The sequence below is a fragment of the Mannheimia massilioguelmaensis genome (genome assembly GCF_000940515.1).
In the GTDB taxonomy this organism is placed as follows: domain Bacteria; phylum Pseudomonadota; class Gammaproteobacteria; order Enterobacterales; family Pasteurellaceae; genus Basfia; species Basfia bettyae.
The window spans coordinates 424,568-440,401 of sequence record NZ_CDQL01000008.1; the positions used below are offsets into that span (position 1 = coordinate 424,568).

12 protein-coding genes, 1 other RNA gene and 1 riboswitch are annotated in these 15,834 nt (G+C 35.3%); of the genes, 6 read left to right on the forward strand and 7 right to left on the reverse strand.

The annotated features are described in order from the left end of the window. Window positions 1-103: 103 nt before the first annotated feature. From BN1226_RS10290 to cydC, 4 genes are all read left to right on the forward strand, one after another. Window positions 104-964, forward strand: a complete 861-nt coding sequence (locus tag BN1226_RS10290) for a co-chaperone YbbN (protein WP_044471124.1) — start codon at window positions 104-106, stop codon at window positions 962-964. Window positions 965-1,036: 72 nt separating this feature from the next. Beyond that, entirely contained in the window at window positions 1,037-1,993 is a 957-nt protein-coding gene (trxB, locus tag BN1226_RS10295) for a thioredoxin-disulfide reductase (protein WP_044471125.1), read from the forward strand. An 81-nt stretch (window positions 1,994-2,074) separates the two neighbouring features. Further along, window positions 2,075-3,838 carry a heme ABC transporter permease/ATP-binding protein CydD gene (gene cydD / locus BN1226_RS10300; protein ID WP_044471126.1) on the forward strand — a complete coding sequence of 588 codons (1,764 nt, stop codon included), beginning with the start codon at window positions 2,075-2,077 and terminating at the stop codon, window positions 3,836-3,838. A gap of 64 nt (window positions 3,839-3,902) precedes the next feature. Continuing rightward, window positions 3,903-5,633: a heme ABC transporter ATP-binding protein/permease CydC gene (cydC, locus tag BN1226_RS10305; protein ID WP_044471127.1), complete on the forward strand. Its 1,731-nt coding sequence runs from the start codon at window positions 3,903-3,905 to the stop codon at window positions 5,631-5,633. A gap of 26 nt (window positions 5,634-5,659) precedes the next feature. Here cydC and ffs read toward each other — a convergent pair. After that, an RNA gene (ffs, locus tag BN1226_RS10655) (signal recognition particle sRNA small type) lies at window positions 5,660-5,756 on the reverse strand. A gap of 135 nt (window positions 5,757-5,891) precedes the next feature. On the opposite strand from ffs, the gene tesB reads away from it, so the two are divergent. After that, complete coding sequence (gene tesB / locus BN1226_RS10310) at window positions 5,892-6,752, forward strand: acyl-CoA thioesterase II (protein WP_044471128.1); 861 nt, start codon at window positions 5,892-5,894, stop codon at window positions 6,750-6,752. Between the two features lie 81 nt (window positions 6,753-6,833). Here tesB and rlmM read toward each other — a convergent pair whose 3' ends face one another. Together rlmM and BN1226_RS10320 are read right to left on the reverse strand one after the other, a co-directional pair. Next, complete coding sequence (gene rlmM, locus BN1226_RS10315) at window positions 6,834-7,928, reverse strand: 23S rRNA (cytidine(2498)-2'-O)-methyltransferase RlmM (protein WP_044471129.1); 1,095 nt, start codon at window positions 7,926-7,928, stop codon at window positions 6,834-6,836. A 14-nt stretch (window positions 7,929-7,942) separates the two neighbouring features. Then, window positions 7,943-8,830, reverse strand: coding sequence for a transcriptional regulator GcvA (locus BN1226_RS10320; protein WP_044471130.1), 888 nt, complete (start codon window positions 8,828-8,830; stop codon window positions 7,943-7,945). A 495-nt stretch (window positions 8,831-9,325) separates the two neighbouring features. Here BN1226_RS10320 and BN1226_RS10325 point away from each other — a divergent pair, with 495 nt between their 5' ends. Next, a complete protein-coding gene (locus BN1226_RS10325; protein ID WP_044471131.1) occupies window positions 9,326-10,345 on the forward strand; it encodes a branched-chain amino acid aminotransferase in 1,020 nt (339 codons plus the stop codon). A gap of 51 nt (window positions 10,346-10,396) precedes the next feature. Here the strand turns inward: BN1226_RS10325 and cra are convergent, their stop codons facing one another. The 4 genes from cra to BN1226_RS10345 all read right to left on the reverse strand — a co-directional run bounded on the left by cra (window position 10,397) and on the right by BN1226_RS10345 (window position 15,552). After that, window positions 10,397-11,380, reverse strand: coding sequence for a catabolite repressor/activator (gene cra, locus BN1226_RS10330; protein WP_044471132.1), 984 nt, complete (start codon window positions 11,378-11,380; stop codon window positions 10,397-10,399). Between the two features lie 173 nt (window positions 11,381-11,553). Further along, window positions 11,554-12,045 carry an acetolactate synthase small subunit gene (gene ilvN / locus BN1226_RS10335; protein ID WP_005758939.1) on the reverse strand — a complete coding sequence of 164 codons (492 nt, stop codon included), beginning with the start codon at window positions 12,043-12,045 and terminating at the stop codon, window positions 11,554-11,556. Between the two features lies 1 nt (window position 12,046). Continuing rightward, the gene (locus BN1226_RS10340) at window positions 12,047-13,765 is read right to left on the reverse strand and encodes an acetolactate synthase 3 large subunit (protein ID WP_044471133.1); all 1,719 of its coding nucleotides are present in this window, start codon (window positions 13,763-13,765) and stop codon (window positions 12,047-12,049) included. Window positions 13,766-14,013: 248 nt separating this feature from the next. Then, entirely contained in the window at window positions 14,014-15,552 is a 1,539-nt protein-coding gene (locus BN1226_RS10345; RefSeq protein ID WP_044471134.1) for a Na+/H+ antiporter NhaC family protein, read from the reverse strand. A 96-nt stretch (window positions 15,553-15,648) separates the two neighbouring features. Beyond that, a riboswitch (Lysine riboswitch) is annotated at window positions 15,649-15,825 on the reverse strand. Window positions 15,826-15,834: the final 9 nt, after the last annotated feature.

Sequence of the window (15,834 nt, forward strand, 5' to 3'; positions counted from 1 at the left end):
AATATTTTATTCTAATGAATATTTTCCATAGATTAATTTTCTTTAATTCTCTCATTTCTATGTTACAATCAAGCCATTATTTTCAAATAAAACGAGAGAATATATGGCAGAATTAAAAAAATATATCATTGATATTACTGAACAAAATCTCACTGAAACCTTGCAACTTTCTCAAGAACATCCTTTAGTACTGGCATTCTATGCCCCTAGTCATCAACCATCTGTTGAATTTACTACATTATTAGAGCGTTATGCAGAGCAATATCAAGGTCAATTTACCCTAGCAAAAGTTAATTGTGAAACTCAACAAGCTATTGTGATGCAATTCCAAATTCGCAATCTTCCAACTGTCTATTTATTTAAAGAAGCACAAGCCATTGATGCATTTCAGAATGTCATTTCAGAAGAAGAGCTTAAACAACGTTTATCATTGATCTTACCAAAAGAAGAGGAAATTAAATTCAATCAAGCTTTAGATTTCTTGCAAATGGAAGATTATGAGCATGCATTACCTTTATTGAAAGATGCTTGGGAACTCTCAGATCATAAAAATAGTGACATTGCGCTACTCTATGCAGAAACCTATATTGCAATGAAGAAAACTGAACCCGCCACAGAAATCTTAAATAAAATTCCATTACAAGATCGTGATAGCCGTTGGCAAGGTTTACAAGCTCAAATTGAATTGCTTATTAAAGCCTCTGACACACCAGAAATTCAACAATTACAAGCTGACTTCGCTAAAAATCCAAATGCCGAAATTGCTCTAAAATTAGCAATACAATTGCATCAAGCCAATCGTAATGAAGAGGCACTAGGCTTATTATTTGATATTCTCAAACAAAATCTAAATGCGGAAAATGGTGAAGTCAAACAGCAATTCTTATCCATTTTATCCGCTATTGGTAATAATGATCCTATTACTAATAAGTATCGCCGATTACTCTATTCGCTATTGTACTAATAGATCTTAGCGCAATAAGCCTCTATAATGCATAAACTTGTCGATAATAATAGTCATCAGGAAAAGAAATTTATGTCAGAGATTAAACATAGCAAATTACTTATTTTAGGATCAGGCCCAGCGGGATATACTGCTGCAATTTATGCTGCACGTGCTAATTTAAAACCAGTGTTAGTCACAGGTTTAGAACAAGGTGGTCAATTAACTACAACGACTGAAATTGAAAACTGGCCTGGAGACTTTGGTGATACTACAGGCCCGCAGCTGATGCAACGGATGTTACAACACGCAGAAAAATTTGATACTGAAATTGTTTTTGATCATATTAATCGTGTAGATTTCTCTACTCGACCATTCAAATTATATGGAGATGTAAATACTTTCAGTTGTGATGCTTTAATTATTGCGACTGGAGCATCAGCCTGTTATCTTGGTTTGGAATCAGAAGCCGCATATAAAGGTCGTGGTGTTTCTGCTTGTGCGACTTGTGATGGTTTCTTTTATCGTAACAAGCCTGTGGCTGTTGTCGGCGGTGGCAATACCGCAGTTGAAGAAGCACTCTATCTAGCTAATATCGCAAGCGAAGTTCATTTAATTCATCGTAGAGATAGTTTTCGAGCTGAAAAGATCTTAGTAGATCGTTTAAATAAAAAAGTTGAAGAAGGAAAAATTATACTTCACACTCACCGCACTTTAGAAGAAGTTTTAGGTGATAACATGGGAGTAACTGGTGTTCGTTTAAAAGATGTGCAAACAGGTAATACTGAAGACTTTTATTTAGAAGGTGTCTTTATTGCCATTGGTCATGCACCAAATACCGAAATCTTTCAAAATCAACTAGCATTAAATAATGGTTATGTGGTTGTAAAATCTGGTCTAGATGGTAACGCCACAGCAACCTCTATTGAAGGTATATTTGCCGCAGGTGATGTCATGGATCACAACTATCGTCAGGCCATTACCTCTGCTGGTACAGGATGCATGGCAGCCCTAGATGCAGAACGCTATTTAGATGCATTGGAATCTTAATTAATTTAATCTTTCTTAAAAACAAAAAAGTGCGGTAAAATTTACCGCACTTTTACTATTTACTTATATACTCAAAAACTTATGGAAAAGTCGCGTCAACGCTACCTTTTTAAATGGCTAGGTGCTCAGCAAAAACCTGTAAAAAAATTACTTAGCCTAAATATTCTCTTAGCTAGCATATCTTCGGTTATTTTAGTCGGACAAACTTGGCTATTAGCTACACTATTAGATCATTTAATTATGCTAAATAGTTCACCTCGAGAATTAATGCCTCTCTTTATCAGTTTAATTATTGGTTTTGCTTTACGTGCATTAATTTTATGGGTTCGTGAACGAATTGGCTTTAAGTGCGGTCAACAATTGCGAAATATTATCCGTCAGAAAATTCTGAATAAAATTCACCAAGTAGGGCCTGCAACGATCAATAATAAACCTGCTGGTGCTTGGGCTAGCATTATGTTAGAACAGGTAGAAAATTTACATAACTTCTACGCTCGTTATTTTCCTCAACAAATGTTATCAGTCATTGCCCCAATGATCATTTTGATTGCTGTTTTCCCAATTAACTGGGCAGCAGGGATAATCTTAATGGCAACTGCCCCATTAGTCCCTGTATTTATGATTATTGTGGGAATCGCAGCCGCTGATAGCAGTCAGAAAAACATGTCTACACTCGCCCGCTTAAGTGCACAATTTTTGGATCGCCTGCGTGGTTTAGAAACTTTACGTTTATTTGATCGTGCAAATGAGCAAACAAACCATATTGAAATGGCCACAGAATCTTATCGAAAAACAACAATGGATGTACTTAAACTTGCCTTTTTATCTTCTGCAGTTCTAGAATTTTTCACATCTATTTCTATTGCGATTATGGCGGTATATTTTGGTTTTAGCTATTTAGGTCAAATTAATTTTGGTTCTTATGGTACAGGTTTAACATTATTTGCAGGATTTTTTTGCTTAATTCTTGCACCAGAATTTTATCAACCATTGCGTGATCTCGGTACATATTATCATGATCGTGCTGCTGCGATAGGTGCGGCTGATGCCATTGTTGAATTTTTAGAACAAGATAATTTAAATACTCAATCTACACAAACTCGAACATTGCCTATGCAAACGGCAGTAGAAATTGAAGCTGAAAATTTAGTAGTACTTTCTCCGCAAAAACAAGCCTTAACAAAACCATTAAATTTCCGTTTAGCACCATTAAGCCATACCGCATTAGTAGGACAAAGCGGTGCGGGAAAAACCTCATTAATGAATGCGATCTTAGGCTTTCTACCTTATCAAGGCAGTTTAAAAATTAATGGTATAGAATTAAATGAACTCAGCCTAACTGAGTGGAGACAACATATTGCCTGGGTAGGGCAAAACCCATTATTACTACAAGGCAGTATTCTTGAAAATTTATTACTCGGTAATATTCAAGCAAATGAGCAAGAAATAGAGCAAGCCTTATCACAAGCAAAAGCGAAAGAATTTACCGATAAATTAGGTTTAGCCAGTGAAATTAAAGATGGTGGCTTTGGGATTTCTGTAGGTCAAGCACAACGTTTAGCTATTGCTCGAGCTTTATTACGCAAAGGATCATTATTGTTATTAGATGAACCTACAGCAAGCTTAGATGCTCAATCTGAAAATCAGGTATTACAAGCACTTAATCAAATTAGCCAAGGTCAAACTACATTAATGATCACGCACCGTATTGAAGATTTAAAACAGTGTGATCAAATTTTGGTTATGCAAAAAGGTGAAATTGTTCAACAAGGGCAGTTTGAACAATTGGAACAACAAGGCTATTTTGCTGAACTATTAGCTCAACGAAATCAAGATATTTCATAGAACAGTTTTAACTCTAGCATTTATCAAAGTGCGGTCAAATTTTAGAAAATTTTAAAGGATAAAAATGCGTTCACTGCTTCCCTTTTTAGGTTTATTTAAACATGCTAAATTCCCATTAATCTTAGGTATAATCCTAATGATTGTTGGGCTTTCAGCTAGTATTGGATTACTTACTTTATCTGGCTGGTTTCTTGCTGCTACGGCTATTGCTGGTGCAGGCACATTATTTAACTTTTTCTACCCGTCTTCGAGCGTTCGTGGATTAGCCATTGGACGGACAGTCGCACGTTATTTCGAAAAAGTCGTAACTCATGATGCCACCTTTAGAATCTTATCTAAATTGCGCATACAAGTGTTTAGTAAGATTATTCCCTTAAGCCCAGCGGTATTAAATCGCTACCGTAATTCTGATTTATTGAATCGTCTAGTGGCGGATGTTGATACCTTAGATAACCTTTATCTTCGCCTTATTGCTCCATTTATTAGTGCAATTATTGTCATCACAGGTATGACAATTGGCTTAAGTTTTATTAATCTACCCATTGCTTTATTTATCGGGATTAGCTTATTTATTTTGCTATTGATCATTCCCACAGTCTTTTATAAATTAGGAACAAAATTTGGTCAGCAACTTACCCGTTCTCGTGCAACCTATCGTTCTCAATTTGTAGAATTTATTCAAGCACAAGCAGAATTATTGTTATTCAATGCTGAAGATAAAGTAAAACAAGGTTTGAGCAAAACTGAAGCTGAATGGCAATCTTACCAACAGCAAGAAGCTAATCTTTCTGGATTATCCAGTGCTATTCTGCTATTCGCCAATGGCTTAATTTTATCCTTCACCCTATATTTTGCCGCTTATGCCGATTTAGGTGCAGGAATATATAAAGCCGCGCTGTTAGCTTTACTTGCTTTTGCAGCTCTCGCTTCCTTTGAAATTCTAATGCCATTAGGTGCAGCTTTCTTGCATATTGGTCAAGTTATTGCCTCTGCGGAGCGTGTTACTGAAATTATTGAACAACCTGCATTAGTAAAATTTTCTGGAAATCAAACCGCACTTTTTCCCACAGAACACTTAATTGAAATAACAGATCTCTCTTTCACTTATCCTGAACGTGAAACTATTGCACTCAAGGAAATCAATCTGACTATTTCAAAAGGTCAAAAACTCGCAATTCTCGGTAAAACTGGTAGTGGTAAATCTACCTTATTACAACTTTTAGTAAGAAACTATACCCCAACTCAAGGCGAAATTTTATTAGCTGGACAACAGCTTTCCGTTTATACAGAAAGTTGTCTACGTGAGCAAATTTGTTTCTTGACACAACGAGTTCATACCTTTAGTGATACCTTACGTAATAACTTACAAATTGCCAATAAAACCCAAATAACTGATGAAAAAATGCGTGAAGTATTATGTCAAGTAGGCTTAGATAAATTATTGGATCAAGAACAAGATTTAAATTTATGGCTTGGTGATGGTGGACGCCCATTATCTGGCGGTGAACAACGCCGTTTGGGTTTAGCACGAGTACTCTTAAATGATGCGCCTATTTTATTATTAGATGAACCAACTGAAGGCTTAGATCGAGAAACTGAGCGTAAAATTTTAGCAATGATTCTAAAACACTGTGAAAATAAAACCTTAGTGATGGTCACCCACCGTTTAACGGCTCTCGAACAATTTGATCAAATTTGTGTGATCGATGATAGTAATTTGGTAGAACAAGGTTCATATAAAGATTTAATCAATAAACAACAAGGTTTCTTTAAAGGATTAGTAGAGAGAATTTAATAAGAAAAGAGAAAGTTGGGCGGAAACCCTCCCAGCTTGATCTCGGCACACGAAAATTCTGACCTTGGCTGCTTTCTTCCGAACCTGACCGGGTAAACCAGACATCATTGCGAGGAACCGAAAGAGTCTCCATTGAGCTAACCGAGTGGTTAGTGGCGCTCATTATGCTATAACTCCCCTAGGATTGCAAATCTTTCTCTAAGGTTTATACTTGTCAGGCGAAAAATTATGCACATCATAAATTACCAAGGGAAAATTATGTCAGAAGTTTTAAATAACCTAATTGAATTACTAAAATTAGAACAAATTGATGATGCTCTCTTCAGAGGTCATAGCCAAGATTTAGGTTTCCGCCAAGTATTTGGTGGACAAGTGGTAGCTCAAGCGCTCTCTGCGGCAATGCAAGTTGCATCACAAAATCGCTTACTTCATTCTTGTCATGCATATTTCCTTGCACCTGGAGATAGCCAACACCCAATTATTTATGATGTAGAAACCTTACGTGAAGGCCGTAACTTTACTGCATTACGAGTAAAAGCAATTCAGCATGGTCACCCTATTTGCCATGTAACCGCCTCATTCCAAATAGAAGAGCAAGGTTTCGAGCATCAAACAAAAATGCCCAATGTTGGTGCACCTGAAGACTTTATTTCTGAATCAGAGGCTTTACAAGCTGCTGCAAAATATATCCCTGAGGCGGTGCGTGATAAATTTACTGCTGAGCGTCCTTTTGATATTCGAGCAAAATATATTAATAACCCTTTTCATGGAAAGGAATTACCCCCAGAACAATATGCATGGGTGAAAGCAAATGGAAAAGTAGCACACAATCAAAATATTCAAAAATGTTTGTTAGCCTACTTCTCTGATTTTCATTGTATTTTGACTGCACTCCACCCTCATGCGAAAGGTTTTTTACAACAAGGTATGAAAGTTGCCACTATTGACCACAGTATTTGGTTCCATCGCTCATTTGATTTAAATGATTGGTTGCTTTACGCCATTGAAAGCAATAATGCTTATGCCGCTCGTGGTTTAGCCCGAGGTCAAATTTTTGATAAATCCGGTCGCCTTATTGCAACCACTCAACAAGAAGGATTAATTCGTTACTCCGAATAAAAGTGCGGTCAATAAATAAAAATTTTTCATAATTCAACCGCACTTTTTAAATTAGAACGCCATCTTATGATGGCGTTCTATTTATGCTTTTCTGACGGAAATATGAACTGTAATTTCTTCACGATCATGATAAAGATGTTTAGCTTGAATTTTATATTTGAGCTCTACTTTATCTAGCGCATCTGTAATTAATTGCAAACAGTTTTGTACTTCTAAATAACGTTTTTTCATCGGTAATTTAAGATTAAAAATAGTTTCACGACACCATTCATTGACTAACCATTTAGCAATCAAAGCAGCAACTCGAATAGGTTGTTCTACCATATCGCAAACCAACCAATCAATTTTGCTACGTTTCGGTGGCTGAAATTTAAATCCATCTTCAGGACAGTGATCGATTCGCCCTGTATCATGTAAACTTGCTGCCATTTTTCCATGATCAACCGCATAGACAAATAAACCTCGTTTTACTAACTGATAAGTCCAACCTCCTGGGCAAGCACCTAAATCTACGCCATACATATTCTCATTCATTCTAGCTTGTTCTTCTTCTCTAGATAAAAAAGTGAGAATCGCTTCATGTAATTTTAAGGTTGAACGACTTGGTGCTTGAGATGGGAATTTTAAGCGTAAAATTCCCATAAAATTTGGAGAATGATTGTTATTGTATGAATAACCTACATAACAACAATTAGGCTCAATAAAGAAAACATGAAAAGTTAACCCACTTTTTTTAATTTCTTTAAAACCTAGCCAACCTTTTTTACGTAAGGCTTGGCGTAATGGCACGGTAAATTTACGACAAAATGTAGAGAGCTCTTTCGCTTCATTAGTATCTGCCGTTTCAACAAAAAGCTCGGTTGTCTGACGAAAATTCACCTGTTCTGCAACTTTCTCATATTCTTGTACAATTGGAGTAATACGATCTGCTGGATCTAAATTTCTCAATAAATCCGAGATAACTATCATTTGACGTGCAAAAATTAATTGATTAAATGGTATCTCTCGAGCTAGCTGATCGGCTTCTCCTTCTTGATAACATTCGAAAATAACATAACCACTGTTATCAATAACTCGTGCAAAACCAAAAATCCCTTTATCTGCAGCTTTATCTGTTATTTCAGCTGCGACTTCTTTTTCAAAGCCAATACGGCAATATAATACTAATTTATTCAAGTTTTTCTCTTTTGTTAATTTTTGCTAATTTGCATTTCTTGCATAATCCATTCACGGAAGGCAATGATATTCGGATCTTTAATACGATTTGCATCACTGACCACATAAAAAGACTTAGGATCATGTAATTCCATTGGTAACACTACTTGCAAATTACCTTTATCCATCTCTTGTTGGGCCAGAATACTATTAGCTAATACGATACCTTGCCCATGCACAGCAGCTTGTAATGCCATAAAAGTATGACTAAATAACGGGCCATGCTGAATATTTAAATTATCTACGCCTAAAGCTATCGCCATCATTTGCCAGTTATCTCGAGTATACACATGAATCAAGGTGTGATTTAATAAATCCTCTTTTTTATTTACTGGCTTCTCCGCTAGTAATCGAGGCGAAGCTAAAATAAGCAAATTATCCGTAGAAAGACGTTCTGCTTGTAAATTATCCCAATTCCCATGTCCATAATAAATCGCAACATCAGTATCATTGGTCAATAAACCTTCATCTTGTTCAGTACTTTTAATTCTGACTTCTAAACCAGGATAGCGTTGATTAAAATCAGATAACCGAGGAACAAGCCAATGAATACCAAAACTTTGCGGTACACTAATTGTTAAATGCTGATTTTCCTCAGTCATGAGTTTTCCTGTTACATCTGCTAATTTTTGCAAAATGGGAGAAATATCTAAAAAGTAATTTTTTCCTTGTTCAGTTAATTCTAATGCTCTATTTTTTCGAATAAATAACTTAATGCCTAAAAAATCTTCTAATAATTTAATCTGGTGGCTTACTGCTGCTTGAGTCACAAAAAGTTCATCTGCAGCTTTTGTAAAACTTAAAAATCTAGCTGCACTCTCGAATGCCTTTAGTGAATTCAAGGGGGGCAATCGTTTAAACATTTTATCTTTCCAATTAATCATTTTTGGTTTATACTAAATTAAAACTGTTCGGATTAGTTTTTTTAATGTTTCAAATAAAAAAAAGTCGTTTGTTCATCTCATCAGACCTCCCTATAATGCGCCCGTACTTAATGATTAGGAATTCCTTTTTGTAAGAATTTATTCTTATTAAGTATTATGTTGTGTTTGCATATTGTTCGGGAAACCGAACTCAAGTAACTTAATTTTAGTTACTTATTTTAACTTCCTGTATATTTTAAACCTAAATTTGGGTTCGTAATGCACCGCTCTTTGGAGCGGTGTTTTTTTCTTTCATCCCTATCTAAGACACAATCTTTAGCTTTATGTTCCAGAATGAAAAATAATATGTATATATTACCATAACTCTTTTCGTAACCACAGATAATTTATAATATTTCCTAAATAATTGTTTTATTTCAAACTATAATGGTGTACATTCGATAAAATATGTAATACACAGCATAAGGATAAAAAATGAAAGATCTTGATTGGAAAAACTTAGGTTTTGGATATATAAAAACAGACTATCGCTATATTGCTCATTGGAAAAATGGTGAGTGGCAGAAAGGTGAATTAACAAAGGATAATGTTCTGCATATTAGTGAAGGTTCGCCAGCCCTACATTATGGTCAACAATGCTTTGAAGGTTTAAAAGCCTACCGCACCAAAGACGATTCTATTCAATTATTCAGACCAGATCAAAATGCGCTTCGTATGCAACAAAGTTGCGATCGTTTATTAATGCCTCGGGTTCCAGTAGAAATGTTTATTGATGCCTGTAAACAAGTAGTCAAAGCGAATGAAGAATGGGTAGGTCCTTATGGCTCTGGTGCCACTTTATATTTACGCCCGTTCTTAATTGGGGTAGGTGATAATATTGGTGTACACCCCGCTACTGAATATATTTTCTCTATTTTTGTTTGCCCTGTTGGAGCTTATTTCAAAGGCGGACTTGCACCAAGTAAATTTTTAATTTCAACTCACTTTGATCGAGCAGCACCACATGGTACTGGTGCAGCTAAAGTAGGTGGAAACTATGCGGCAAGTTTATATCCTGGTAAATATGCTAAGGAAAATGGATTTGCAGACTGTATCTATTTAGATCCAGCGACTCATACCAAAATTGAAGAAGTTGGTTCAGCTAACTTCTTTGGTATTACTAAAGATAATAAATTTATTACACCTATTTCTCCATCAATCTTACCAAGTATTACTAAATACTCTCTTCTTTATCTAGCAAAAGAGCGTTTAAATATGGAAGTAGAAGAAGGCGATGTTTATGTGGCTGAATTAGATAAATTTGCTGAAGCTGGTGCTTGTGGTACTGCTGCGGTCATTACTCCTATTAGTGGTGTACAATTAAACGATCACTTTCATATATTTTATTCAGAAACAGAAATTGGCCCTGTAACTAAACGTCTATATGATGAGCTAGTAGGTATTCAATTTGGTGATATAGAAGCACCTGAGGGATGGATTGTTAAAGTAAAATAATCCTCTCAATCTTACTGAAAAAATGCCGAGTAAAATAACTCGGCATTTTAATTAACAATTATGATAAGTCAGCTGTCTTTGAATGACTGTACGAGGTTGATTTAACTTTTTAATTCGCATTTTGTGTAACGCAATACCCAATAAAGACTCAACTATTTTAGTATGATCTTGAATACTACAAATAACTTTATTTTCAAGTAACTCAAGCATTTCATGAGTACCGAAAGTCGCAATCACAAGTTCTTTTGGCACTCCTTTAAATTCTTTTATAAAGGAAATTAATAACCCCCGTAACAAAGTTAAAGAAGTTGAAAAAATAGCATCAGGAACGCCATTTTGTTTAATCCATTCTGTCACTAACTGTTCAGCATTTTCTTTTCTAAATTTATTGGCATAGAGATAATTTACATTAATATTTTTCCCTGATAAGGCTTTTTTAAAGCCCTCTTCTCTTGCTTTACTCATAGCGAGTTCGGGTAATGCACCTAGAAAAAGGATAGAATTATAATTTTGCTGATTCACTAATTGAGTCGCCAGTTCATAAGCATCATAAATATCATCGGTAAGAACATTTTCAATACCATCTGAGCTAATATGACGATCAAAACCAATAATAGGTAAATTGTGTTGCTGATAATAATGATTATCTGCTGGCAATACTGTAGAAACAAACAACGCATCGACTTGACGTTGAAATAGATGCTTAGCACATTCTAACTCATTATTTACACTGTCATTAGAACACGTGATTAAAAGTTGATATCCATTTTCACGACATAGCTGTTCAAGCTGATTAGCTATTTTTGCATAGCTGGAGTTTTCAAAATCAGGAATAATTAAACCGATGGTATTACTCTTCCCTGCCCGTAACCCAGCCGCCATAGCATTTGGTTTAAAATCATATTCTTTTATTAAGGCTTGAACTTTTTCAATCGTTTTATCGCTTACACGATATTGTTTAGCTTTGCCATTAACAACATAGCTGGCAGTTGTTCGAGATACACCAGCAAGTTTGGCTAATTCATCTAATTTCATATTTTATCCTTAAAATGTGGAATAGCTGAAACGATTATAGCCTTAGTTAAAAAAATTTTTTAGCCTAACTTTCTAAATATATGATCTACCTCTCAAAATAGTGAGATTAATTTGTAATATTTAACTAGTTTGCTGAAATTATAGCTAATTTAACAGCAAACTATGAAAAAAATCTATAAGCAGTTTTTCTCACCTCGAGATAAACTGATTAAACCAGAGCGAACTATTTCAATTATGGATGTTTCCTCTTTAATTGCACTGATAAATGCATTTAATTTTTCTTTTGTTCCTGTTAATTGAATACTATAAGATTTTGTTGTCACATCTAATATTTGTCCTCGAAATATATCTGTTAATCGCTTAATTTCATCTCTTGATGCACCTGTAGCACGTACCTTCAATAACATCACTTCTCGCTCTACATGTTCACAATCACTTAAACTTACGACTTTAAAAACATCCACCAATTTATGCAATTGTTTCTCTATTTGTTCTAGTACTTGAGCCTCTCCAAAAGCTTCAATAGTCATGCGAGACAAGGTTGGATCATCTGTTGGTGCAACTGTTAAACTCTCAATATTAAATGCACGTTGTGAAAATAACGCAACCACACGAGATAACGCACCTGATTCATTTTCTAACAAAACTGATAAAATTCTACGCATATTAATTCTCCACTGGTTTACCTAAGAGCATTTCATCCATTGCACCGCCACTGATTTGCATCGGGTATACATTTTCTGTGGCATCTACTAGTACATCGACAAAGACTAATTTATCCTTTATAGCAAAGGCTTGAGTTAATTTTTCTTCTAATTCATCCACCGCATTAATTTGAATACCTACATGACCATAAGCCTCCGCAAGTTTTGCAAAATCTGGTAATGAGTTCATATAAACTTGAGAATGTCGACCTGAATAAATTAAATCTTGCCATTGTTTAACCATACCTAAGAAACGGTTATTTAAACTCACGATGACAATTGGTGTTGTATATTGTTTAGCCGTTGATAGTTCTTGTATATTCATCTGAATACTACCATCACCAGTCACACAAACCACTGTACTTTCTGGGTGCGCAAATTTAGTACCAATTGCAGCAGGTAAACCAAATCCCATAGTTCCTGCTCCTCCAGAATTAATCCAATGTCGAGGTTTATCAAATGGGTGATGCAATGCAACAAACATTTGGTGCTGACCAACATCTGATGCAATATAAGCATCACCTTTAGTTAAACGATAGATCATTTCAATGACTGCTTGTGGTTTAATATGTTGAGAAGTGCGGTCAAATTCCAAACAATTTTTTGCTTTCCATGCATCAATTTCCTTCCACCAATCACTTAAATCTGATTGTGATTTAAGTAAATCGGTATCTTGTAATAAGGATAAAAATTCAGTTAATACATTATCCACGCTGCCAACGATAGGAATATCTGCGGTAATATTTTTAGAAATTGATGCTGGATCAATATCAATATGAATTATTTTTGCTGTTGGGCAATATTTTTCTACATTATTTGTTGTTCGATCATCAAAACGAACCCCAATACCTAAAATGAGATCAGCATGATGCATTGCACAATTTGCCTGATAAGTCCCATGCATACCTAACATGCCAAGAAACTGTCTATCCGTCCCCGGGAAACCACCTAATCCCATCAATGATGAAGTAACAGGTAAATTTAATTGTTTAGCAAATTGTGTTACTTTTTCACTACTGTTACCAATAATAACACCACCGCCAATAAATAATATTGGTTTCTTAGCCACCAACAAGGCCTTCAATGCTCTATTAATTTGACCTTTATGACCTTGAATATTAGGGTTATAAGAACGTAGGCTAACCTCTTTGGGATATTCATATAGATATTTATTCATAGGATTCATAATATCTTTTGGTATATCCACTACAACAGGACCTGGACGTCCTGTTGAGGCAATATAAAATGCTTTTTTAATAATTGAGGGAATGTCTTCTGTATGTTTCACCATAAAGCTATGTTTAACTACAGGACGTGTTAAACCAATTGTATCGCATTCTTGAAATGCATCTGTTCCAATAAGATTGCTACGTACTTGTCCTGTAATAATCACTAAAGGGACTGAATCGGTATAAGCCGTTAAGATTCCAGTGACTGCATTCGTCGCACCTGGGCCTGAGGTTACTAACACACAACCAACTTCTCCTGTAGAGCGAGCATAACCATCAGCCATATGCACAGCTGCTTGCTCATGGCGAACTAACACATGTTCAATACCACCTAAGGTATGAATTGCATCATAAATATCCAAAACAGAGCCACCTGGATAACCAAATACATACTTCACGCCTTGATCTCTCAAGGATTGTACAACCATTTCTGCACCAGATAATTTTTTCATTGCCACCTCCCAACATTCAGAAAATCATTGTTATTGTTATCAAAAAATACTATCTAATGACTACAGTTTTACTCATAGCGATGAAGTTGTCTATTATTTTTCTTTGCAGAAAACATTTTTTAACAGGATAAAAAACTAAAAAAATCAAATTATCGGGATAAAATAAAATACATATAATAAAAAAGTGCAACATAATGTTGCACTTTATAAAATAGCTAAAATAAAAATTTTATTTTTAATAACCAGTTTTAACGTTTTTTTACGATAAAAATTAAAGCAAATAATACAGCAGCCGTAGTAATAAACCCTAATAATGGAGATTCTGTAAAGCCTATCATCAAATAACCGCAAATTGTTGCAGCGGCTAAGATTATTGCATAAGGCAACTGTGTTGTTACATGGTCCATATGGTTACATTGAGCACCAGTAGAAGATAATATCGTAGTATCCGACACTGGTGAGCAATGATCACCACATACGGCGCCAGCCATTACAGCTGATAGACAAGGCAATAAGAGTTCTGGTGCAGCATTAACAGCAATAGCTGCTGCAATTGGTAACATAATTCCAAAGGTTCCCCAACTTGTGCCAGTGGAAAATGCCATAACTGTAGCAAGTATAAATAATAAAGTAGGTAATAAAGCCGGAGATAAATTACCTGAAATTAGCCCAGATAAATAGGTTCCTGTTTGCATATCGCCAACAACTTTATTAATTGTCCAAGCGAAAAATAAAATCAAAATAGCACCTAACATTGATTTCATACCCGCCATCCATGCTTTGATATAATCTGAAAAATTTAGTTTACCAGCCAATAAAATTAAAATTGTTGAAATTAATACCGCACTTATTCCACCTGTCACGAGCGAAATACCTACAGTAGTATTTTCAAATGCGCCTAACACCGAAAATGGCTTTCCGTCTGCTGATAAGACCTGATTTCCTGTATACATCATCATACCAATTGTCGCAATGATTAATACGACTATAGGTAAAATCAAATTACGTACCTGACCTTTCACCACATTTTGCTCAATTTCATTTAAATCATGCTGTTCTAATGCTAATTTTTCATGACGAGCCATTGGTCCAATATCAAAAGAAAAATATGCCACAATAAAAACAAAAATAATGGAGAAAATAGCATAAAAATTCATCGCGCTCATGGACATAAATGCGCCAATAGGCGTATAACCACTAATTGAATGTTCAGCTAATACTCCCGCGACTAGGGTAATAATATATGCGCCCCAACTAGAAACAGGCATCAATACACACATCGGCGCAGCTGTGGAGTCTAGGATATAGGCTAGTTTGGGACGAGAAACTTTAAATCTATCAGTGACTGGACGAGCAATGGCACCTACCGCCAAACTATGAAAATAATCATCAATAAATGTTACAAAGACTAAACATGCTGCCATAATTTTAGCACCACGTCTGCCTTTTATATGCTTTTGAGCCCATTCAGCGAATGCCTGATTGCTGCCAGATACACTAAGAAGTGAAGTTAATATTCCTAACAATAAGAGGAAAATAATAATATTCACATTATTATCATTTAATACAAATTGATTATTTTCATTAAAACTAAACATTAATGAGGAAACACGATCAAATAAATAATTGAGTCCTTCAAAAATATTACCCGAAGATAGCATTAATGCACCGACAATAATTCCGACACTTAATGAAAGTAAAACTTTACGAGTAATAATTGCTAAGCCAAGTGCCAGAAGAGGAGGCAATATAGACCAAATAGAAGTCGAAAAATCTGCAAGTTGCATTGGTTTACCTAAATATAAAAATTAGGAACAGCTACTGAGATTAAGTAATCGAGAGATTAATAAGGCAGGAAAAAACCAAAGAAACGATCCTCTCACTAAACTAGTAGCGCTCCATAGTTAATCAAAAATACTATGGCAGTAACGTTCCTTTCGAAAACGCTCCCAACCAGTTAAGATGACGCCTAACTGATTTCGGCAAATATTCCTTTCATTTTCCTTCAACGTTATCCACTCAGGAAAAATACTAATAATATCCGCACCTCTACCCGTATAGGGAGATTA

Excerpts from the sequence above, each read along its gene's own strand:
- BN1226_RS10320 (WP_044471130.1), bottom strand. The coding sequence starts at position 8,830 with ATGTTTAAACGATTGCCCCCCTTGAATTCACTAAAGGCATTCGAGAGT.
- ilvN (WP_005758939.1), bottom strand. The coding sequence starts at position 12,045 with ATGCGTAGAATTTTATCAGTTTTGTTAGAAAATGAATCAGGTGCGTTA.
- BN1226_RS10340 (WP_044471133.1), bottom strand. The coding sequence starts at position 13,765 with ATGAAAAAATTATCTGGTGCAGAAATGGTTGTACAATCCTTGAGAGAT.
- BN1226_RS10290 (WP_044471124.1), top strand. The coding sequence starts at position 104 with ATGGCAGAATTAAAAAAATATATCATTGATATTACTGAACAAAATCTC.
- cydC (WP_044471127.1), top strand. The coding sequence starts at position 3,903 with ATGCGTTCACTGCTTCCCTTTTTAGGTTTATTTAAACATGCTAAATTC.
- trxB (WP_044471125.1), top strand. The coding sequence starts at position 1,037 with ATGTCAGAGATTAAACATAGCAAATTACTTATTTTAGGATCAGGCCCA.
- tesB (WP_044471128.1), top strand. The coding sequence starts at position 5,892 with ATGTCAGAAGTTTTAAATAACCTAATTGAATTACTAAAATTAGAACAA.
- cra (WP_044471132.1), bottom strand. The coding sequence starts at position 11,380 with ATGAAATTAGATGAATTAGCCAAACTTGCTGGTGTATCTCGAACAACT.
- cydD (WP_044471126.1), top strand. The coding sequence starts at position 2,075 with ATGGAAAAGTCGCGTCAACGCTACCTTTTTAAATGGCTAGGTGCTCAG.
- BN1226_RS10345 (WP_044471134.1), bottom strand. The coding sequence starts at position 15,552 with ATGCAACTTGCAGATTTTTCGACTTCTATTTGGTCTATATTGCCTCCT.
- BN1226_RS10325 (WP_044471131.1), top strand. The coding sequence starts at position 9,326 with ATGAAAGATCTTGATTGGAAAAACTTAGGTTTTGGATATATAAAAACA.